General features: G+C 63.5%; 16 protein-coding genes. 6 read left to right on the forward strand and 10 right to left on the reverse strand.

The window, feature by feature from the left end; genetic code table 11:
- Nucleotides 1-3: 3 nt before the first annotated feature.
- Both rhaI and MQW79_RS18165 read right to left on the reverse strand, forming a co-directional pair.
- Nucleotides 4-1,293 (reverse strand): L-rhamnose catabolism isomerase, encoded by a 1,290-nt coding sequence (gene rhaI, locus MQW79_RS18160; RefSeq protein WP_476585918.1) that lies wholly within the window; start codon nucleotides 1,291-1,293, stop codon nucleotides 4-6.
- A 160-nt stretch (nucleotides 1,294-1,453) separates the two neighbouring features.
- On the reverse strand, nucleotides 1,454-3,550 hold the full coding sequence (locus MQW79_RS18165; protein ID WP_476585919.1) for a bifunctional rhamnulose-1-phosphate aldolase/short-chain dehydrogenase: 2,097 nt from the start codon (nucleotides 3,548-3,550) through the stop codon (nucleotides 1,454-1,456).
- Nucleotides 3,551-3,737: 187 nt separating this feature from the next.
- On the opposite strand from MQW79_RS18165, the gene MQW79_RS18170 reads away from it, so the two are divergent.
- The 6 genes from MQW79_RS18170 to rhaM all read left to right on the forward strand — a co-directional run bounded on the left by MQW79_RS18170 (nucleotide 3,738) and on the right by rhaM (nucleotide 9,545).
- A complete protein-coding gene (locus tag MQW79_RS18170; RefSeq protein WP_476585920.1) occupies nucleotides 3,738-4,538 on the forward strand; it encodes a DeoR/GlpR family DNA-binding transcription regulator in 801 nt (266 codons plus the stop codon).
- Nucleotides 4,539-4,583: 45 nt separating this feature from the next.
- Entirely contained in the window at nucleotides 4,584-5,570 is a 987-nt protein-coding gene (gene rhaS / locus MQW79_RS18175) for a rhamnose ABC transporter substrate-binding protein (protein ID WP_476585921.1), read from the forward strand.
- 165 nt (nucleotides 5,571-5,735) lie between these two features.
- On the forward strand, nucleotides 5,736-7,241 hold the full coding sequence (locus tag MQW79_RS18180) for a sugar ABC transporter ATP-binding protein (protein ID WP_476585923.1): 1,506 nt from the start codon (nucleotides 5,736-5,738) through the stop codon (nucleotides 7,239-7,241).
- Nucleotides 7,238-8,218: an ABC transporter permease gene (locus MQW79_RS18185; protein ID WP_476585924.1), complete on the forward strand. Its 981-nt coding sequence runs from the start codon at nucleotides 7,238-7,240 to the stop codon at nucleotides 8,216-8,218. Before MQW79_RS18180 ends, MQW79_RS18185 begins: the two co-directional genes overlap by 4 nt.
- Nucleotides 8,215-9,216 carry an ABC transporter permease gene (locus MQW79_RS18190; RefSeq protein WP_476585925.1) on the forward strand — a complete coding sequence of 334 codons (1,002 nt, stop codon included), beginning with the start codon at nucleotides 8,215-8,217 and terminating at the stop codon, nucleotides 9,214-9,216. Before MQW79_RS18185 ends, MQW79_RS18190 begins: the two co-directional genes overlap by 4 nt.
- Complete coding sequence (gene rhaM / locus MQW79_RS18195) at nucleotides 9,213-9,545, forward strand: L-rhamnose mutarotase (protein ID WP_476585926.1); 333 nt, start codon at nucleotides 9,213-9,215, stop codon at nucleotides 9,543-9,545. Before MQW79_RS18190 ends, rhaM begins: the two co-directional genes overlap by 4 nt.
- 157 nt (nucleotides 9,546-9,702) lie before the next feature.
- On the opposite strand, the gene MQW79_RS18200 is transcribed toward rhaM, so the two are convergent.
- From MQW79_RS18200 to MQW79_RS18235, 8 genes are all read right to left on the reverse strand, one after another.
- Nucleotides 9,703-10,965, reverse strand: coding sequence for a DUF3422 family protein (locus tag MQW79_RS18200; protein ID WP_476585927.1), 1,263 nt, complete (start codon nucleotides 10,963-10,965; stop codon nucleotides 9,703-9,705).
- An 83-nt stretch (nucleotides 10,966-11,048) separates the two neighbouring features.
- Nucleotides 11,049-12,596 carry a siroheme synthase CysG gene (gene cysG, locus MQW79_RS18205; RefSeq protein ID WP_476585928.1) on the reverse strand — a complete coding sequence of 516 codons (1,548 nt, stop codon included), beginning with the start codon at nucleotides 12,594-12,596 and terminating at the stop codon, nucleotides 11,049-11,051.
- Nucleotides 12,568-15,183, reverse strand: coding sequence for a nitrate reductase (locus tag MQW79_RS18210; RefSeq protein ID WP_476585929.1), 2,616 nt, complete (start codon nucleotides 15,181-15,183; stop codon nucleotides 12,568-12,570). The genes cysG and MQW79_RS18210 overlap by 29 nt, the downstream gene beginning before the upstream one ends.
- Before the next feature lie 169 nt (nucleotides 15,184-15,352).
- Entirely contained in the window at nucleotides 15,353-15,688 is a 336-nt protein-coding gene (gene nirD, locus MQW79_RS18215) for a nitrite reductase small subunit NirD (protein ID WP_476585931.1), read from the reverse strand.
- A 118-nt stretch (nucleotides 15,689-15,806) separates the two neighbouring features.
- Nucleotides 15,807-18,251 (reverse strand): nitrite reductase large subunit NirB, encoded by a 2,445-nt coding sequence (nirB, locus tag MQW79_RS18220; RefSeq protein WP_476585932.1) that lies wholly within the window; start codon nucleotides 18,249-18,251, stop codon nucleotides 15,807-15,809.
- Nucleotides 18,252-18,274: 23 nt separating this feature from the next.
- On the reverse strand, nucleotides 18,275-19,546 hold the full coding sequence (locus MQW79_RS18225) for an MFS transporter (protein ID WP_476585933.1): 1,272 nt from the start codon (nucleotides 19,544-19,546) through the stop codon (nucleotides 18,275-18,277).
- A gap of 331 nt (nucleotides 19,547-19,877) precedes the next feature.
- On the reverse strand, nucleotides 19,878-21,086 hold the full coding sequence (locus MQW79_RS18230; RefSeq protein ID WP_476585934.1) for a CmpA/NrtA family ABC transporter substrate-binding protein: 1,209 nt from the start codon (nucleotides 21,084-21,086) through the stop codon (nucleotides 19,878-19,880).
- 7 nt (nucleotides 21,087-21,093) lie between these two features.
- Entirely contained in the window at nucleotides 21,094-21,684 is a 591-nt protein-coding gene (locus MQW79_RS18235) for an ANTAR domain-containing response regulator (protein ID WP_476585935.1), read from the reverse strand.
- Nucleotides 21,685-21,726: the final 42 nt, after the last annotated feature.

The raw sequence follows: 21,726 nt of genomic DNA on the forward strand, positions 1-21,726 counted from the left end.
GGGTCAGACGATACCGCTCGAACCAGCCGCGATTTCCGGGCGGATTTCGGCGACTTTGGCGCGGTAGCCGGAGGCACGGTAGGTGCCGAGCAGGTCGATGGCTCCGCCCTGTTCCATGCGCGCCATGGCCAGGATCGGTTCGACATCGGTGCGATAGGCCTGGCGCAGCGCCTGGGTTGCGGCAAGGGCATCATTGCCCTCCTGCGCGGCCTTGAGGGCAGTGCGGTCGACCAGCAGGGCCTGGGCATAGGCGCGCTGCACGTCGGCGGCCGACAGCATCAGCGACTCGATGGGATCCGTGACGTTGTGCGACTGGTCCAGCATGTGGGCCGGGTGGAAGTCGCTGTAGCGGGCTTCGGCATCGACCAGCTCGTTGAACACCAGGAACAGGCGGTAGGGGTCAATGGAGCCGGCGTCGAGATCGTCGTCGCCATACTTGCTGTCATTGAAATGGAAGCCACCAAGCTTGCCGAACTGGGCAAGGCGGGAGACGATCATCTCGATATTCACGTTCGGTGCGTGGTGACCGAGGTCGACGAGGCAGAAGGCCTTGTCCCCCAATTCCTTGGCGATCAGGTAATTGGTGCCCCAGTCCTGGACGACCGTCGAATAGAAGGCCGGCTCGTACATCTTGTGTTCGGTATAGATGCGCCAGTCATCGGGCAGGGCGGCATAGATGGATTTCACAGAGTCGAGATAGTGCTCGAACTGCGATGCGAAATTGACCTGGCCGGGGAAGTTGGAGCCGTCACCAATCCAGACGGTGAGGGCCTTCGAACCTATGGTCTTGCCGATCTCGATGCATTCCAGATTATGCTCGATGGCCTGGTCGCGAGTGGCCTTGTCGGCGGCCGAGAGCGAGCCGAACTTGTAGCTCTGCAGCTGCCCCTTGGCATCGGCAAAGGTGTTCGAATTCATGGCGTCGAAGCCAAGGTTGAAGCGGCTGGCGGCCTGCTTCAGGCGGTTGGGATCGGCCTTGTCCCACGGGATATGCAGCGAGACGGTTTTCGTTGCCTGCGTCAGCTGGGCAATGACGGCGCAGTCTTCGATCTTGTCGAAGATGTCGCGCGGCTCTCCCTTGCCCGGGAAGCGGGCAAAGCGGGTGCCGCCGGTACCGACGCCCCAGGAGGGCACGGCCACGGAGAAGGCCGCGACCTTGGCCTTGATGGCGTCAATATTGATGCCGCGCCGGTCGAGGCGCTCGCCCAGCGTGTCGTAATCGACGTGAAGGTCAGCCGTGCGACGGGCATTTTCGGCTTCAACGATGGATGCGTCGATGATGTGTTCGGTCATTTTTGACTCCCTGAACCCCTCACCCGTCTCGGCCTTCGGCCGATCCACCCTCTCCCACAAGGGGCGAGGGGGATACCGAGTTTGCCACCTCCCCGGTGCCCCCTTCTCCCCTCGTGGGAGAAGGTGCCCGAAGGGCGGATGAGGGGGCTCCTCTTGTTGCTTACCGCGGGAACGACTGGGCGTTGCCGGCGTCGACGTTGATGATATTGCCCGTGGACTTGGCCGAGGCTTCCGAAGCGAAGAAGTAGATGGCCTCGGCGATGTCTTCCGGGAACACCGACCGCTTCAGCATCGAGCGCTGGCGATACATCTCTTCAAGGCCGTCCTTGTCAGTCTTGTAGGTCGATGCACGCTGCTCGAGCCATTCGCCGGCCCAGATCTTGGAACCACGCAGAACGGCGTCGGGATTGACGACGTTGACGCGGATCTGCGCTTCCGCGCCCTCGAGGGCAAGGCACCGGGCGAGATGGATCTCTGCGGCCTTTGCGGTGCAATAGGCCGCAGCGTTGGGCGAAGCGGCGAGGCCGTTCTTCGAAGCAACGAAGACGACATTGCCGCCGATCTTCTGGGCACGGAACAGGCGGAAGGCTTCGCGCGACACGAGGAAATAGCCCGTGGACAGGATGTCCATATTCTTGTTCCACAGATCGAGCGAGGTCTCTTCGATCGGTGCAGATGAGGCAAGACCGGCGTTCGACACAAGAATGTCGAGGCCACCGAATTCGACCACGGCATGGGCGAAGCCGGAAATGACCTGCTCTTCCCTGGTGACGTTGATGTTCACCGGACGGACGAAGTCGGCGCCGAAGACGCCGGAGAGTTCAGCCGTAGCAGCGTCGAGCGCGGTCTGATCGATATCGGCGAGGACGACACAGGCGCCTTCGCGAAGAAGACGGGCAGCGGTGGCCTTGCCGATGCCGCCGGCGCCGCCGGTGACGAGGGCGATCTTGCCTGCGAGGGACTTGGGCTTGGGCATGCGGGCCAGCTTGGCTTCTTCAAGCAGCCAGTATTCGATGTCGAAGGCTTCCTGCTCGGGCAGGCCCTGGTATTCGGAAACGGTGGAGGCGCCGCGCATCACGTTGATGGCATTGACATAGAACTCGCCGGAAATGCGGGCCGTCGCCTTGTCCTTGGCGAAGGTGATCATGCCCACGCCGGGGATCAGGTAGACGACCGCATTGGGATCGCGGATGGCGGGCGAATTGTCATGCTTGCAGCGGTCGTAATAGGCCTGGTAATCGGCGCGATAAGCGGCGATCTGGTCTGCAAGGCCGGCGATGACGGCATCAACGTCCGGGTTGGCCGGATCGAAATCGATGACCAGCGGACGGATCTTGGTGCGCAGGAAATGGTCGGGGCAGGACGTGCCCAGGGCCGCGAGCGGGCGCAGGTTCTTGGAATTGACGAATTCGAGCACGGCAGCCGAGTCATCGAAGTGGCCGAGCTTGTGGCTGTCTTCGGAGATGAAGCCGCGGATCTTGGGCATCAGACGGGCAGCGACGGCGCGACGGGCGTCGGCCTCGAGCGAGGTAGTGGCAGCACCACCGAAAATGGTCTTGCCCTCGGTTTCCTTCTCAAACCATTCGATGGCCTGATTGATGATGCCGATGGTGGTTTCATAGCATTCCTTGGGGGTGTCGCCCCAGGTGAAGAGGCCGTGGCTTTCGAGGATCAGGCCCTTCGAGTTCGGGTTCTCCTCGCAATACTTGCCGAGCCACAGGCCGAGTTCGAAGCCCGGCTTCTTCCAGGGCAGCCAGCCGATGGTGTCGCCAAAGATCTGCTTGGTCAGTTCCTTGGAGTTCTTGGAAGCGGCGATGGCGATGATCGCGTCCGGGTGCATGTGGTCCACGAAGGGATGGTTCACATAGGCATGAAGCGGGGTGTCGATGGAGGCAGCGCGCGGGTTCAGGTTGAACGTCGCATGCGGCAGGTAGCCCACCATTTCGTCTTCGAATTCAACGCCGCGATAGAGACCCTTGAGGGCGCGCAGCTTGTCCATATAGAGGGTCGAGAAGCCATCGAGCTTGATCGAGGCGCTGTCGCCCCCCGAACCCTTGACCCAGAGCACTTCGACCATTTCACCGGTCAGCGGATCCTTCTGCATGATCTTGGAGGAGGTGTTGCCGCCACCATAATTGGTGACGCGCTTGTCGGAGCCGAGCAGGTTGGAGCGATAGACCAGACGCTCCGGTTCGGTCATGGACGCGGCCTTGGCATCATCCCACAGGTTGGCAAGGCGCTTGGGCGCGGTGGACATCGGAATTCCTCCCAGAGAGTTAGGCGTCGAGACTTGGTTGGGCGGGACATGCGCATAGAACGGTTCACAGTGTCAATCATAAACAATCAAGTTTGGTCATATCTGCGCGACTATGACTGAAATGTGCGGATTGCTGATTGACTCTGCCCGGATTTGATGGGAGCAGTGCGTTCAGGGAGTACCTGCCTTGCACGAAACGGAACGCCATCGCGTCATTCTCGCCGCCGCACAGTCCCACCCCGTGGTGACTGTCGCGGAGCTATGCGAAGTAACCGGCTCGTCCGAAGCCACCATCCGCCGCGATATCGCGGCACTCGATGAGCAGGGCAGGCTGCGTCGCGTGCGCGGCGGAGCCGAGGCGATCACTCCGCCGGCCCAGGGCGGGCTGATGGGTCGTCCCTTTGCGGTCAACGAAATGATCAACATTGCGCAGAAACGCGCAATTGCGCGCGCTGCGGCCGAAATGTGCCGCGATGGCGAGCCGATCATCATCAATGGCGGCACCACGACCTACCAGATGGTGCATCACCTGACGGGAAGGCGCATGAGTGTCTTTACCAACAGCTTCGCCATCGCCGAATTCCTCATTCACAACTCGCGCAATTCCGTCGTCATCCCCGGTGGCACGGTCTATCGCGAGCAGAACGTCATCCTGTCGCCCTTCGGCGGGGTGGTGGCGAGCCACTTCTATGCCAAGCGCATGTTCATCGGCTGCCAGGGTATTGGCGCCCATGGCCTGATGGAGGCCGACCCGATGGTTGTGCAGTCGGAACTGGCGCTGATCGGGCAGGCGGACGAGCTGATCGTTCTTGCCGATAGTTCAAAATTTTCGGGACGTTCGAGCCTCATCCTGTGTGGGCTCGACCGAATAGCCGCCGTCATCACTGACAGCGGCATCCGCGACGAAGATCGCCAAATGCTGGAAACGGCAGGTGTGCGGCTCATCGTGGCGGACACGACTGCTCAGGCTGAAACGACCGCTGCCTGAGTTAAACTGCCAACCTAAGAGCCAAATATCCCTGGGAGGGACCAAATGAAACTCTGGAAACTGCTCGCCGCCACGGCCACTGCCGCCGTGCTGCTCGCCACCCCGGCCATGGCGCAGACCCGCATCGCGCTGGTCGTCAAGTCGCTGGGCAACGGCTTCTTCGACGCCGCCAACAAGGGCGCTCAGGAAGCCGCCGCTGAACTGGGCGACGTTGAAGTCATCTATACCGGCCCGACTGCTGCCACTGCCGAAGCCCAGATCGAAGTCGTCAACTCGCTGATCGCCCAGCAGGTCGACGCCATCGCCATATCGGCCAACGATCCGGACGCCCTGGTGCCGGTGCTGCAGCGCGCCATGGAACGCGGCATCAAGGTGATCTCGTGGGACTCGGGCGTTGCTCCCGAAGGCCGCCAGATTCACCTCAACCCGTCCGACGTGAACCTGATCGGCGAAACCATCCTGAAGCTCGCCGCTGACTACCTGCCCGAAGGTGGCGACGTTGCCATTCTCTCGGCCGCCTCGACCGCGACCAACCAGAATGCCTGGATCGAAGCCGCCAAGGCCGTGCAGCCCGAGAAGTTCCCCAACATCAACATCGTGGCCACCGTCTATGGTGACGATGACTCGGTGAAGTCGACCGAAGAAGCTCGCGGCCTGATCGCTGCCTATCCGGACCTCAAGGCCATTATCGCCCCGACCACCGTCGGCGTCGTTGCTGCTGCCCAGGTCGTGACTGACCAGGACCTGATCGGCAAGATCAATGTCACCGGCCTCGCGCTGCCGTCCGAATTCAAGCAGTTCATCGATAACGGCGCGTCGCAGGCCGTGGCCCTGTGGAACCCGATCGACCTTGGCTACTCGGCCGTCATGCTGGCCGACCAGCTGGTCGACGGCGCTGAAGCCGCTCCGGGCGCGACCTTCTCCATCGGCAAGGTGGGCGAAGTGACCCTCGACGACACCAACTCGGCCGCCATGGCCGCGCCGTTCCAGTTCGACGCGAGCAATATCGAAGAGTTCTCGAAGATTTACTGAGGCGTTCTTCACCTCTCCCTTCGGGGGAGAGGTCGACGCGAAGCGGCGGGTGAGGGGGCCTTGGTGAATAGCCAAAAGGCCCCCTCACCCTAACCCTCTCCCCCAAAGGGAGAGGGGACTGTATCGAGCGCCTGGCCAAGTCAGCGCCCGACCTAAGGAATCGCAATGACAGACCCCATCCTGACCCTTTCCGGCATATCCAAGAGTTTTCCCGGCGTGCGCGCGCTGCATGACGTGTCGCTCGAACTCTATGCCGGGCAAGTGACCGCCCTGATCGGTGAGAATGGCGCGGGTAAGTCGACGCTGGTGAAGACCATGACCGGCATCTACCAGCCCGATGCCGGCGAAATCCGGGTCAATGGGAAAGTCGTGACGCTGCCGACGGCGCATTCGGCGTCCGATGTCGGCATTACCGCCATCCATCAGGAAACCGTGTTGTTCGACGAACTGAGCGTCGCCGAAAATATCTATCTGGGCCACGCGCCCAAAAACCGTTTCGGCCTCATCGACTGGGGCACAATGCGCCGCGAAGCGCAGGAAACGCTCGATTCCATGGCGGCGGGAATCGATGCCGCGATCCCGTTGAAGGAACTGGGCATTGCCAAGAAGCACCTGGTGGCCGTGGCGCGGGCGCTCTCCGTCGACGCGCAGGTCGTCATCATGGACGAGCCCACCGCCGCGCTGAGCCAGAAGGAAATCGAGGAGCTCTATGTGCTCGTCGAGCTGCTGAAGCAGGATGGAAAGGCCATCCTCTTCATCTCGCACAAGTTTGACGAAATCTATCGCATTGCCGACCGCTACACCGTGTTCCGCGACGGTGAGCAGGTGGGCAAGGGATTCATCAAGGATACGCCGCAGAGCGAAATCGTCCGTATGATGGTTGGGCGCTCGGTGGAGCAGATTTTCCCGGCGCGCAATGCGATGATCGGCAAGACCGTGCTGGAGGTGAATGGCCTCAGCCATCCCACCGAATTCGACAATGTGTCCTTCTCCGTGCGCAAGGGCGAAATCCTGGGCTTTTATGGCCTTGTAGGCGCCGGGCGAAGCGAAGTGATGCAGGCTGTGTTCGGCATGACCAGGCCGAGCGGCGGCACGATCATGCTCGAAGGCCAGGCCGTGGCGCCGCGCTCGCCGGCCGATGCCGTCGAGGCGGGCATCGTTTATGTGCCCGAGGAGCGTGGCAAGCAGGGCGTTATTACTGGCGAGCCGATCGTCAAGAACGTCTCGCTGCCGAGCCTCAAGAAGACCAGCAAATCGGGCTTTTTGCGCATGGCCGAGGAGTTCAAGCTGGCCCGCACCTATACCGAGCGGCTCGACTTGCGCGCCTCCTCGCTGAGCCAGAATGTGTCCACACTGTCGGGCGGCAACCAGCAGAAGGTTGTCATCGCCAAGTGGCTGGCGACGCTGCCCAAGGTGATCATTCTCGATGAGCCCACCAAGGGCATCGATATCGGCTCGAAGGCGGCGGTGCACGAGTTCATGGGCGAACTCGTGGCGCAGGGCCTCTCGGTCATCATGGTGTCGTCCGAACTGCCCGAAGTGCTCGGCATGAGCGACCGCGTGGTCGTCATGCGCGAGGGGCTGGTGGTCGACACACTCGAAAACAGGGACCTGCAACCCGAGACGCTGGTGCGGCTGGCTGCAGGCATTGCCGAGGAGAAGGCCGCATGAACCGGCTCCTGAAATCCCGCGAACTCTGGCTGGCCATGGCGATCCTCGCCGTGCTGGTGCTGGTCACGATCCGCTTCCCGCGCTTTGCCACGCCCGGCAATCTGCTGACGATTTTCAACGACACGTCGATCCTTATGATGCTGGCGCTGGGCCAGATGGCCGTCATCCTGACGCGCTCAATCGACCTCTCCGTGGCGTCCAACCTGGCGCTGACCGGCATGCTGGTGGCGCTGACCAACGCCGCTTTCCCGTTCATTCCGGTGCCCCTGCTGATCGCGGGCTGCGTTGTGGTCGGGGCCGCGCTCGGTGCCTTCAATGGCATCCTGGTCTGGAAGCTCAATATTCCGCCAATCGTGGTGACGCTGGGCACACTGACGATCTTCCGCGGCCTCGCCTTCGTGGCCTCGGGCGGTACATGGGTCAATGCGGCGCAGATGAGCCAGGATTTCATCCAGCTGCAGCGCGGCATTTTCCTCGGGCTGCCGGTGCTGAGCTGGTTCGCAATCGTGGTGGCGGTGCTCGTCTATATTCTCATGACCCGCACGCCCTGGGGCCGCGCCTTCTACTCCATCGGCGTCAATCCGACCGCTGCGGTCTATACCGGCATCAATGTGGGGCGGACCAAGTTCCTGGCCTTCGTGCTTTCGGGCGCACTGTCGGGCCTCGCCGGTTACCTCTATGTGTCCAAATATGTGATCGCCTCGACCGAAAGCGCCGGGGGCTATGAGCTGACCGTAATTGCGGCCTGCGTCATCGGCGGCGTCTCGATTGCCGGGGGCATCGGCACGGTGGGCGGAGCGATCCTGGGGGCGCTGTTCCTCGGCCTCGTCAACAATGCCCTGCCGGTCATCGGCGTCTCGCCCTTCTGGCAAATGGCCATATCGGGCGCTGCCATTCTGCTCGCCGTGGTGCTCAATGCTTCGAGCGAGCGGACAAAGGGCCGTATCATCCTGAAGAAAGCCGAGGTGGCGGCATGACCGACCAGACCGCAACCGGCCGTCGCCTTCCCGACCGGCTCGACAACCCCGTAAAATCCGCCGTGATGAGCTGGGAAAGCCTGCTCGTGCTCGTGGCGCTGGCGATCTTCCTCGCCAACAGCTTCGCCTCGCCCTATTTCCTCAATGCGTGGAGCCTTTCGGACCTCACCTTCAACTTCACCGAAAAGGGCCTGATCGCGCTGGCCATGGCGCTCGTGATCATCACCGGCGAGATCGACCTGTCGGTCGCCTCGATCATCGCGCTGGCTTCGACGCTGATGGGCCTGGCGCTGCAATATGGGGCGGATACGCCCACCCTGGTCGCCGTGGGCGTGGGTGTCGGCGTGCTCTGCGGGGCCTTCAACGGCTTCCTCGTTACCGGCCTCAAGCTGCCCTCCATCGTCGTTACCATCGGTACGATGAGCCTCTTCCGCGGCATCGCCTTCATCATCCTCGGCGACCAGAGCTACAAGGGTTATCCCGCCAGCTTCTCCTGGTTCGGGCAGGGCTATGTGTGGTGGGTGATCTCGTTCGAGCTGGTGCTGTTCCTTCTGGCGGCGGTCGCCTTCTACGTGCTGCTGCACCACACCAATTTTGGCCGCCGGGTCTTTGCCATTGGCAACAATGCCACGGCCGCGCGCTTTTCGGGCGTGCGTGTTGACCGCATAAAATTCGTGCTGTTCTGCCTGACGGGCCTGATGAGCGGCATTGCCGCCGTGCTGCTGACGGCGCGCCTGGGCTCGACCCGTCCATCCATTGCCGAGGGCTTTGAACTCGACGTGGTGACCATGGTGGTGCTGGGTGGCGTTTCCATTCTCGGCGGCGCAGGATCGATCCTGGGCGTGGTCCTCGCTGCCTTTATCATCGGGCTCGTGACCTTTGGCCTGGGGCTGCTCAACGTACCGGGCATTGTCATGACCATCTTCACCGGCTCGCTGCTGATCGTGGTGATCGCGCTGCCGATCCTGTGGAAAATGTGGAAGGAGCGCCGCGCATGATCGAGGACGCCGGCTACGAAAAGCACGCCTTCAAGATGACGCTCAATCCCGGCATGAAGGCGGAATATATCAAGCGCCACGACGCGATTTTCCCGGAGCTCGTCGACCTGCTGCATGAGGCGGGCGTGAAGGACTATTCCATCCATCTCGACGAAGAGACCAACACACTGTTCGGCGTGCTGTGGCGCCGGGTGGATCACACCATGGCCGACCTGCCGAACACTGAAGTCATGAAGCGCTGGTGGGCGCATATGGCCGACATCATGGCGACGAACGAGAAAGACGAGCCGGTTTCGGTCGACCTGACGCCGGTGTTCTGGATGAAGTAGGGGCGGGATTTTGGAAGGCCCCCTCACCCGACGGCTATGCCGTCGACCTCTCCCCCAGAGGGAGAGGTGTCGCTCCGCGACTTCGGCGCCACTGCCACCTCTCCCTTCGGGGGAAAGGTCGGCCCGGAGGGCGGGGTGAGGGGGCCTTTCAACCGCTCTAAGACGGCGCGTGGGCCTTCCTCACCGCCCTTGCCATGAGCCAGACGACCAGCACCACGAAGGGCGCGGCGAGGGACAGGGTCATGGTCTTGTCCCAGTGCAGGTGGTCCAGCGGCCCGGCCATGGCGTAGCTGATAATGCCCAAGAGGTAGTAGCTGATGGCGATGGTCGAGAGGCCTTCCACGGTGCGCTGCAACAGGAACTGGCTGCGGGCCGTGCGGGCGATATTGTCTAGCAGGGCGGCATTCTGCACCTGCATATCGACCCCGATGCGCACATTGAGCAGTTCGATGGCGCGCTCGATCTTGTCCGAGAGCACGGAAAGACGCTGTTCGAGCGCCGCGCAGGTGGCGAGACCCGGATCGACGCGATTGCCGATATAGTGGGTGAGCGACGAGCCGCTGGTGGTGCCGCTTTCCCTGATGCCGGCGAGCCGCGCGCGCAGCACTTCGCCATAGGCGCGACCAGCCGCGAACCGATAGCCCAAGCGCTCGGACACCTGACCAGACCGCACTGAAAGGGCATGCAGAGCATTGAGGGCCAACTGCACGGCCTGCGGCGTGGTTGCCTCCGACAGGGCGCCGATGAGATCGCTGAGCTCGACCTCAATGGCGCGAATGTCGGGCGAAAGTTCGCGGGCCAGCGGCAGGCCGAGCAGAGCCATGGTGCGATAGGTTTCGATTTCGAGCAGCCGCCGCAGGATGATCGAGCGGCGCAGCGGCGTGAAACCGGCGGCAGCGAATTCAAAACGGGTAAAGCTGTCCTCGTCGGGCACGAAATCGGTTGCGACCTGGCCCTTGCCATTGTCCACATCAGCGAGACACAGGCTGGGCAATTGGAAGCTCGGGACCAGCCGGGACGGAATGTTGGCGTCAGCGGTCAGGTCGATGCGCATGGCCCCAATCAACTGCCCCTCACCAATGGCGTCCAGACCGATATCGTCGGGCCAGCTCGTCCAGTCGTCGAGGCCGGTGCGCCAGGTGATGGTGACGAATTCGGTGTGGAACTCCCAGGTGACGTGGCGGCCGGGTGCTGCAAACGTGCATTGCCGGCTGCTCATCAACGGCGGCGGCAGCGACCGCTTCTGGCAAAAATCGGCAAAGCGATCAGCGGCGCGCTGCATGGAGCCGGCACCCGCTGGCATGACAAAGACCAGTCGTCGCAAGCGGCATTGGTCGGGGACGATTTCAACCGGTCGCGCATGGACTTCTTCCATGATGGCGGCACGATAGGGGTGCTCGGCGGGAATTTGGCTGGTCATGATGGTCATCCTCCGGCCATCAGCAAGCGCCCGGCCGCTTGCTTTGGCAATTGGACGTTTTGGCGCGCGACTTTCGGATGAGATCAGGTACCGGTGGCTGCCAGGGCCGCCACCTGGCGCTGCGCCAGCGCATCGCCCACGGCGAAGATGGTTGGGGCCGATAGGGGGAAGGCTTCGACGGCGGTGATGGCCTCGCCAATGGTGCCGCGCCAGATCTGTTCGTCCTTGCGGCCAAGCGAGCCGGCGATGATGGCGGGTGTGGCAAGGCTCATGCCCTTGGCGGAAAGCTCGGCGACGATGCCGGGCAGGGTGCGGCGGGACATGTAGTAGACGGAGGTCGTGGACGGATCGGCGAGGGCCGCCCAGTTCAGCGTTTCGGGCAGCACGCCCTTGCGCGAATGGCCGGTGACGAAGCGCACGGACTGGGCGTGGTCGCGATGGGTGAGCGAGACGCCGAGGCGGCTGGCCAGAGCCAGGCCCGCCGAAATGCCGGGCACGACGGAGACGGCAATGCCGTGGCTCTCCAGCATCTCGATCTCTTCGCCGGCACGGCCGAAGATCATCGGATCGCCGGACTTGAGGCGAACCACGTGCTTGCCCTGGCGGGCAAGGGTCAGCATCATCTCGTTGATCTCGTCCTGAGCGCAGCTTTCGCGCTGGGCGCGCTTGCCGACCAGCATGCGCTTGGCCTCGCGGCGCGCGAGTTCAAGCACCTCGGATGAAACCAGGTCGTCAAAGAGGATGACGTCGGCCGATTGAAGGGCGCGGACGGCCTTGATGGTGAGCAGGTCCGCATCCCCGGGACCGGCACCGACGAGGGTGACGCGGCCAATGGCGGGTTGGGCGGCGAAGGTGACATCGCTATCGCCGGCGTCGGGTGCACGCGAGCCGAAGGCATTCTCGGCCAGGCGTTCCCAGAAGGCGCGGCGCTGCGGTCCGGATTCGAATTTTGTCATGACGGTGGTGCGGATTTTGGCGGCGAGTTCGGCCCAGTGCGTCAGGGTGTGGGGGAGCAGCGTTTCGATCCGGCGGCGGACGGCCTGGCCGAGAATGGGCGCGGCGCCCGCCGTGGAAATGCCGACCACCACCGGCGAGCGATTGACGATGGCGCCGAACTGGAACTGGCAGAATTCGGGGCGATCGATGACATTGTAGGGCACGGCATGGACTTTGGCCGCGGCGATGAAAGCGTGGGCTTCGGTGTCGTCGGAGAGATCGGCGATGGCGAGGGCGGCATCGGCGAGGTCGGATGGGGTCCAGGGACGGGGGTGGACGGTGATCCGGTGGCTGGTTGCGACATCCCCCTCACCCGTTTCGGCCTGCGGCCGATCCACCCTCTCCCCGAGGGGGAGAGGAATAAGAGCGGACGCGGTGCCATTCTTCTCCCCCTCGGGGAGAAGGTGGCCCGAAGGGCCGGATGAGGGGGATGCCGCCAAGAGCGCAAGCCCCTCGCACACCTCTTCCGCGAACACATCCACCTGTGCCCCTGCTGCCGCCAGCAGTTCGATCTTCCAGGCGGCGGGTTCGTCGCCGCCGATGACGACGACGCGTTTGCCGCGCAGGTCGAAGAACACGGGGAGGACGGCGAGCTCGGAAATACGGCTATTCGGCTGCGATGAGACGGTTTGCATCGACGATCCCCCTGATTTCGGCGCGGCAGGAGCCGCAATTGGTGCCGGCGCGGGTGAGGACGCCGACGGCTTCGACGGTGGTGCAGCCGTGACGGGTCACGGCTTCGGTGATGGTATTGATGCCCACGCCCATGCAGGAGCAGACCACGGCCCCGCCATCGGGGCGGTCGGCGCCGGGGCGGCCGGCGAGGACCATGGAGGCGGTGAGATCGGTGTCGGCGAGCAGGCCGGCCGCCCATTGGCGCGAGACCAGGACCGGATCGGGCGAGGTGTAGAGGGCGGCGACGAGGCGTCCGTTTTCGATCAGAACAAAGGCGCGGCGGCCGGAGCGCTCGTCCCGGATTGACTGGAAGGTTGCGTCGGTGCCAAAGGTCCGGGCGAGGAAGGATGGCCAGTCGGAAGGCTCCTCGACCATGGCGATCTCGGCGCGCCAGCCGTTGGAGGCGGGGGCGAGAGCCCAGTAGTCCGTGGCGAGCGCCGGTTTGTCGTCGGAGACGAGGAAGCCATAGAGACGAATGCCGACCGGCTCGGCATGCACCTGGGCCATTTTGAGCGCCGGCTGGCCGGAGACGGGGTCGGTCTTGCCCGGGACCAGCGCATCCACGCGGCCATTGGAGGCGAATTGGTCGGTCCAGTGCATCGGCACGAAAAGGTGGCCGCGCTGCTGCCGATCGGTGATGAGGGCGCGGACGATGGCCGAGCCATACGCGTTGGACAGCCGCACCAGGTTGGCGCGGCTTATGCCCATGGTGGTGGCATCGGTCGGATGGATTTCGACGAAGGGCTCGGCCATGTGGGCGGAAAGACGTGCCGCCTTGCCGGTACGCGTCATGGTATGCCAGTGGTCTCGCACCCGGCCGGTATTGAGGATGAAGCTGCCGGGAGCCGGCGCAAAGGGCGGGGGCGGCTGGATGGGCAGGAATTTTGCCTTGCCATCTGCTGTGAAAAACTTGCCGTCACCGAACATGCGGGCAGCGGACCTCGTACGCACAGGCCATTGCACGGGGGGCATTGTGTCGTAGTCGGCGCCCGCGAGACCGGAGAGGTCAAAATCGCGACGGCCGTCATTCTCGAAGGCGGACAGCGCAACGTGTTCGGCAAAAATCTGGGCCGGGCTGAAATAGGCAAAGGATGGACCGTGACCGAGGCGCCGGGCCACCTCCTTGATGATCCACCAGTCGGGCCGTGCTTCGCCGGGCAGGGGCAGGAAGGGGCGCTGACGGGAGATGCGGCGCTCGGAATTGGTCACCGTGCCATTTTTCTCGCCCCAGCCGGCGGCCGGGAGGCGGATATGGGCCAGATCCATCGTGTCGGTGTGACGGTTCATGTCGGAGACGACAACGAAGGGGCAGGCCTTGAGCGCCGCGCGCACGGCGTTCGCCTCGGGCATGGAATCGACCGGATTTGTGGCCATGATCCAGACCGCCTTGATCTCCCCCCGTGCCATGGCGGCAAAGAGGTCCACGGCTTTGAGGCCCGGCTCCTGGGCGACATTCGCGCTGCCCCAGAAGCGGGAGACGCGGTCGATTGCCTCGGGGGTGAAGTCCATGTGGGCGGCCAGCATATTGGCGAGCCCACCGACCTCGCGGCCACCCATGGCATTGGGCTGGCCGGTAACCGAGAAGGGACCCATGCCAGGCCTGCCGATCCGGCCGGTAGCAAGATGGCAGTTGATGATGGCATTGACCTTGTCCGTGCCAGCAGCGGACTGGTTGACGCCCTGCGAATAGACGGTCACGACCTTCTTGGTGCGGGCAAAGAGGTCATAGAAGCGGCTGATCGATAGCGGGGAAAGCCCTGTTGCTGCGGAGACCCGCTCGACCGACCAGTCCTCTGCGGTAAGCAGGGCGGCCTCGAAGCCATTGGTATAGGCCGAAATATAGTCGCTGTCGGTGACGCCAAGATGATCGAGATGGGCGAGGAGGCCGACGAAGAGCGCGCTGTCGCCGTCGGGCGCCACGGGCAGATGCAGTTCGGCAATGTCGGCCGAGACGGTGCGGCGCGGATCGACCAGCACGACCTTCATGTCAGGGCGCGCGGTGCGGGCGGCGACGATACGCTGATAGAGCACCGGATGGCACCAGCCCAGATTTGAGCCGACCAGCACGATCAGGTCGGCCTGCTCGAGATCCTCGTAATTGCCGGGGACCGTGTCGGAGCCGAAGGCACGCTTGTGGCCGGCCACCGACGAGGCCATGCAGAGACGGGAATTGGTGTCGATATTGGCGGCGCCGATAAAGCCCTTCATGAGCTTGTTGGCGACGTAGTAGTCTTCGGTCAGCAGTTGGCCCGAGCCGTAGATGGCTACGGACTGGGGCCCGAACGTCTTGATGGCCGACATGAAGCCGTTCGCGACAGTGTCGAGCGCTTCATCCCAAGTGACTCTTTTGCCTGCGATTTCCGGATGCAGCAGCCGACCATCCAAGGACAGGGTTTCGCCCAGCGCGGAGCCCTTGGAGCAGAGGCGGCCGAAATTGGCGGGGTGATCGGGGTCGCCGGCAATGGTGACGGTGCCGTCGGGCTGCGGGGTGGCGAGCACGCCGCAGCCGACGCCGCAATAGGGACAGGTGGTGCGAACAGTGGTCATGGGTGGGTTCCTGGAAAGAGACCCCTCATCCGCCCTTCAGGCACCCTCTCCCTCAAAGGGAGAAGGGAAGCGGTGAACTCTTGGCAGAACCGGTGTCCTCCCTCTCTCCTTGAGGGAGAGGGTGGATCGGGCGCAGCCCGAGACGGGTGAGGGGTATGCCGCCATCACGCTATTCCGCTGCCATCGCCACAAGCACATCGGGGGCGATGTAGATGGTGCCGTCCTCGACCTTGACCGGATAGGTGCGCACCGAACCGTCATCGGCGCCCTGTGCCTGGCCCGTGGCGAGGTCGAAGACCCAGTTGTGCAGCGGGCAGGTGACTGATGTGCCGTGGACAATGCCTTCCGCGAGGGGGCCACCCTTGTGAGGGCAGCGGTTATCGATGGCGAAGACCTGGTTTTCCGCCGTGCGGAAGACGGCGATCTTGCCCGAGGGCGTGTTGACGCAGCGCGCGCCACGCAGGGGGATGGCGGTGACTGCGCCGAGTTGAGTCCATTCGGTCATTGAGCGCTCCACGAGTTGGATGGGGCTCCCTCACTCTGCGGGGAGAGGGCTGGGGGCTGCGCACCGACCTCTCCCGCAATGGGAGAGGTGCAGAAGCGGGATTGCATCGTCATCGCCATCACTCCGCTGCCACCGGGAGGCCGAATTCGGCCATGGCGGCGAATTCGTGGGCGTCCTTGCCGTTGACGCGTTCCTCCCAAGGGTCGACCTGGGCGAAGTGCTGGGAAAAGACGAAGCGTTCGTAGAGCTGGCGGCGCCTGGCCGTATCGTCGATTACAGCAGCCTTGATGCTGTCATTGCCGACGCGCTTGGCCCACTTGTAGATGCGCTCGAGATAGTATCCTTGCTCGCGATAGAGCTGGGTGAGGGCGACGATGATCTCGAGCGCTTCGTCCTCGCTATTGGCGTGGCCGAGGAGTTCGGTGCCCTTGATGTCGAGGCCGGCGGCGCCGGCAAAGTGGATGTCGTAGCCAGAATCGACGCAGATCACGCCGATATCCTTGCACGTGGCTTCGGCGCAGTTGCGCGGGCAGCCCGAGACGGCGAGCTTGAGTTTTGCGGGTGTCCACGACCCCCACATGAACTTTTCGATGCGCACGCCAAGGCCGGTGGAATCCTGGGTGCCGAAGCGGCACCAGTCCGAACCGACGCAGGTCTTTACGGTGCGCAAGCCCTTGGCATAGGCGGCGCCCGAGACCATGCCGGCGGCGTTGAGATCGGCCCAGACGCCGGGAAGGTCTTCCTTCCTGACGCCGAGGAGGTCGATGCGCTGGCCGCCCGTGACCTTTACGGTCGGGATGGCGAATTTGTCCGCGACATCGGCAATGGCGCGCAACTCGTTGGGGGTGGTGATGCCGCCCCACATGCGCGGCACGACCGAATAGGTGCCGTCCTTCTGGATATTGGCGTGGACGCGCTCGTTGATGAAGCGGCTCTGGCCGTCATCCTCATATTCGCCGGGCCACTCAGCCACGAGATAGTAGTTAAGGGCCGGGCGGCACTTGGCGCAGCCGCAGGAAGTCTTCCACTCCAGCTCCTGCATGACTTCGGGGATGGAGCGGAGGCCCTGGGCCACGATCAGGCGGCGAACGGTGCCGTGGTCATGCTCGGTGCAGGGGCACATCGGTTTGACTGCGGCGGGATTGTATCTGTCACCCAGGGTGACAGCCATGAGCTTTTCGACCAGATGCGTGCACGAGCCACACGAGGCAGAAGCCTTGGTGTGGGCGCGTACGCCATCGAGATCAGTCAGGCCCTTGGATGCGATCGTGCCGGTGATCGCGCCTTTACATACGCCGTTGCAGCCGCAGATTTCTGCATCATCCGGCAAGGCTGCAACGGCCGCCATAGGGTCCAGTGCGGCACCCCCCTGATAGGCCTGGCCAAAGATCAGGGTATCGCGCATGTCGCGCGTGTCCGTGCCCTTGCGGATCATGTCGAAGAACCACGGGCCGTCGCCGGTCTCGCCATAGAGAACGGCGCCGATCACCTTGTCCTGCTTGAGCACGAGGCGCTTGTAGATGCCCGATTGGGCATCGCGCAGGACGATTTCCTCGCGGTCCTCCGCATCGGCGAAGTCACCGGCCGAATAGACCGAGACGCCGGTGACCTTGAGCTGGGTCGCGGTCTGCACCGGACGGAAGGCGGCGTCGACCTTGGCGAGGGTTTTCGCCAGTACCTTGGCCTGGTCATAGAGCGGGGCGACGAGGCCGTAGACGATCTTCTCGTGTTCGACGCACTCGCCCACTGCCAGAATATCGGGATCGGACGTGACCATCTGATCGGAGACGATAATGCCGCGTTCGACATGGATGCCGGCCGCCGTGGCGATGCGGGTCTCGGGGCGGATGCCGACGGCCATGACCACGATGTCGGCGCCATAGATGGTGCCGTCTTCAAGCGCTACAGCCTCGACGCGGTCTTCGCCGAGAATGGCCTTCGTCTGGGCCCTGCAATGCACCTTGATGCCGCGCTTTTCGAGATCGCGTTGCAGGAGGAACCCGGCGGCCGGATCGAGCTGGCGGTCCATGACATGGCCCATCAGATGCAGCACGACCACTTCCATGCCGCGCAAGCGCAGGGCGGCGGCGGCCTCGAGGCCGAGCAGGCCCCCACCGATCACCACCGCCCTGGCGCCGGGCTTTCTGGCGGCTTCGACCATGCGGTTGACGTCGTCGAGGTCGCGGAAGGCCATGACGCCGGGCAGGTCCTTGCCGGGCAGCGGGATGATGAAGGGGGCCGAGCCGGTGGCGATGATCAGCTTGTCATACGGGGTTTCGCCGGACTTGCTGACCACGACCTTGCGCTGGCGGTCGATGCCGGTGACCGTCTCGCCGAAGCGGGTGGTGACACCCTGATCCCGATACCAGGCGGCGTCGTGGGTGATAATCTGCTCGTATTGCTTTTCGCCACCGAGCACGGGTGAGAGCATGAGGCGGTTATAGTTGCCGCGCGGCTCGGCGCCGAACAGGGTGACGTCAAAGCGTCCGGGGGCTTCTTCGAATATGTGCTCCAGGGCGCGGCCCGAGGCCATGCCGGCACCAATGACGACCAGTTTTTCCATTGTGATGGGACTCCAGAAAAGGATCAGGCGGGCTGAGCGACGGGCAGGCGCGCGCGCCGGCGGATGGCCGAGTGCATCAGTGCGAGCGACACGATGATGAGGACGAAGAGGGCCGCGAAGCAGCTGGTCCAGATGCCGGTCATGTCGTTGAGAAGACCGAAGAGCAGGGGCAGAACGAACCCGCCAAGCCCACCGATCATTCCGACGAGACCACCAACAGCGCCGACATTGTCGGGGTAGTAGACCGGTATGTGCTTGTAGACCGCAGCCTTGCCCAGACTCATGAAGAAGCCGAGCACGAAGACCAGGGCAATGAAGGCCACTGGGCCGATGGCGAAGTGGAAGGAGACAGGCCCCCTGATGCCAGCGACCACATAGTCGGCGGCGGGCAGGGCGAGGATGAAGCTGCAGAGAGCCGAGACCCCAAAGGTCCAGTAGAGCACCGTGCGGGCGCCGATCTTGTCGGAAAGCGTGCCGCCATAGGCGCGGAAAATGCTGGCGGGAATGGAATAGGCCGCGGCGACGGCGCCGGCCGTGGCAATGTCAAATCCATAGACGCCGATGAGGTAGCGCGGCAGCCAGAGCGTCAGGGCCACAAAGGCACCGAAGGCGAAGAAGTAGTAGAGAGCGAAGCGCCAGACCTGCAGATTGCGCAGGGGTGCAAATTCACTGGCGAGACTGCGGGGCGTGTAGCCTTCGATGCGACGGCGCACCATGACCGGATCATCTTGGGTGCCGAACCAGAAGATGGCGGCCATGACCACGAGGGCCGCCGCCCAGATCATGGCGACGGACTGCCAGCCCCAGGCGAGCATGACGAAGGGCGCGAGGAACTTGGTGACGGCAGCGCCGACATTGCCGACGCCAAAGATGCCGAGGGCCGTGCCCTGCTTGCCGGCCGGATAGAAGCGCGAGACATAGGCGACGCCAACGGCGAACGACCCGCCGGCGAGGCCGACGCCCAACGCAGCCACCAGCAATTGCTCATAGGTCTGGGCGAAGGCCAAAAGGAAGGTGGCGACGGCGGCGCCCAGCATGGTCAGTGTGTAGACGAGGCGCCCGCCCTTGCGGTCTGTCCACACCCCCAGGACGATGCGCACCAGCGAGCCCGTCAGCACTGGCGTGCCGATCAATAGGCCGAACTGGGTTTCGGAAAGGCCAAGCTGTTCCTTGAGAGAGACGCCGATGATGGAGAAGATCGTCCACACGGCAAAGCAGACGGTGAAGGCGACGGTCGAGAGAGCCAGGGCTCTCGTGGGTTCTGGGGCAAGTCCGGTCATGCGATCCTGTGTCATCGGCGGGGCTCCGGGGTCAGCTGGAAATGAAAAAAGCCGCCAATCGACACAGCATCGGTCTCGATGCGGAGCGATTGGCGGCTTTGCCTGGGGACGCCCTACACTGGACGTCGACTTGATAGCGTCTTGGGAGGAGCGCTTCGCCAGCTTCATTGCAGGAAGCGTGCCAAATCGAGTTCGTCACTCGAAATGCTTGTTTGACAGTTATTTAGTGGGCTGAGCTTATCCGATCGCGGAAGCGGGGATTGCGAAAGCCCCGTTCAATGGTTTGGCATCATGCACAGTATTTGTGCACCAAATCCATATGTCTACAAAATAGACGTGGGTCTGGTCAGGCCGGGCGCTGGCCGGCGATGTAGTCGTCCAGCTTGGCCGGATCGAAGATCGCGCCGTCGAAAAAGCGGTTGGGACCCAATTCGAGACTGCCATTGAGGGCGGGGATGGCGTGGCGCTGGGTCTGATCGCCCGATGGGCGATAGTCCTCCGAAGGGACGGCGACGCCCATGTCCGCGAGGGCGGTGCGGTATAGATCGGGGCGGAAGGTGTTGGCGGCGATTTGTGCGTTGTCAGGGCTGTGGCCGATCTCGCCCCAGCGCACCATCTGGCTGTAGTACCAGAGGGCATGGCTCTTCCAGGGGAAGGTGGCGGCGCCGGCGTGCGGCACGTAGTAGTCGGGAACGGCGATGGTGCCCGTGCCGCTATCGATCTGGCCCGTGAGGGCGCGTTCGACGATGCCGACGGGCAGGTTGAGGTAGTTCGGGCCCGCCATGATGGCGGCGGCGTGCAGGCGGTTTTCCTCTTCCTGGCACCACTGGCCTGCCCGGAAGACGGCCCGAACGATTCCGGCAACCCATTCGGGGTGGCGTTCGGCCCAATCGGCGCGCATGCCGATGGCCTTGTCGGGGCTCCACTGCCAGATCGAGGATTTTGTCGTGGCGATGCGTGCACCATGCCTGGCGACGCCGACGCTGTTCCAGGGCTCACCAACGCAATAGCCATCGATGCCGCCGCTGCCGAGCGCTTCAGGCAGAAGGGGCGGGGGCAGGACGACGATCTCGACATCCACATCAGGACGGATGCCGCTGGCGGCCAGCCAGTAGCGTAGCTCGTAATTGTGCGAAGAGGTCTGGTGCACGACGCCGAAGCGGAGCTTTTTCCTGCCGCTGTGGACGACTTTGGCCAGCGCCTGGCCGGCGGGGCCTGCGACGAGATCGCCCGGTGCGCCGGCGTCTGCCATGGCGGCCCAGAGTTCGGCGCTGACGGTGATGGCATTGTTGCCAAGGCCGGTCATGACAGGCGCGATCATTGGGGTGGCGATAGGTGTCAGGCCCAGGCTGGCGGCAATCGGCATGGGCGCCAGGACCAGGGAAACATCGAAATGCCCGAGCGATGTACGGTCGCGAATATTGGCCCAGGAGGTCTCGCGGCTGAGGCTGAGGGTGAAGCCTTCGTCTTCGGCAAAGCCCATTTCGTGGGCAAGGACGAGCAGGACGCTGTCGAGCAGAGGCAGGAAGCCGGCGGTGATGTGTGGATGGGACATGGCTGTTCTAGGGCCCCAGCAGATTGGCGGCGGTGACAAGGCTCTGGGCAATGTCCACCAGCCGGCGGTTCTGGTTCATGGCGGTCTTGCGCAGGAGCGCATAGGCGTCGGGTTCGGAAAGTCCCCTGGACTTCATGAGGATCCCCTTGGCCTGATCGATGATCTTGCGCTCTTCAAGGGCGCTGCGGGCCTCTTCCAGTTCGCGGGTGAGGCGGGAGAAGGCATTGAAGCGCGATACGGCCATGTCCAGAATGGGCTTTATCCGCTCCTTCTTGAGGCCGTCCACGACATAGGCCGAGACGCCCGCTTCAACGGCCTTTTCAATGGTCGCGCCGTCAGAGCGGTCGACAAACATGGCGATGGGTCGCTGGATGGCGCGGCTGAGGGAAAAGAAGTGTTCCAGCGTGTCGCGCTTGGGGTTTTCAAGATCGATGACGATGACGTCTGGCGCAATCTGCTCGATGGTCCGGCCGACTTCGTTGACATCGTGAATGACAGCGACGCGTGCGTGACCGGCCTCCCGCAGGCCTTCCTCGATAATCGAGGCGCGAATGCGGTTCTCGTCGATGATGAGGATGGACAGGTCGGGGCTCGGCATCGGCGGCAGTTATGCTTGTGCTCAGAAAAAGCACAAGTACAC

The sequence above is a fragment of the Devosia sp. Micro-HW1 genome (genome assembly GCF_056341075.1).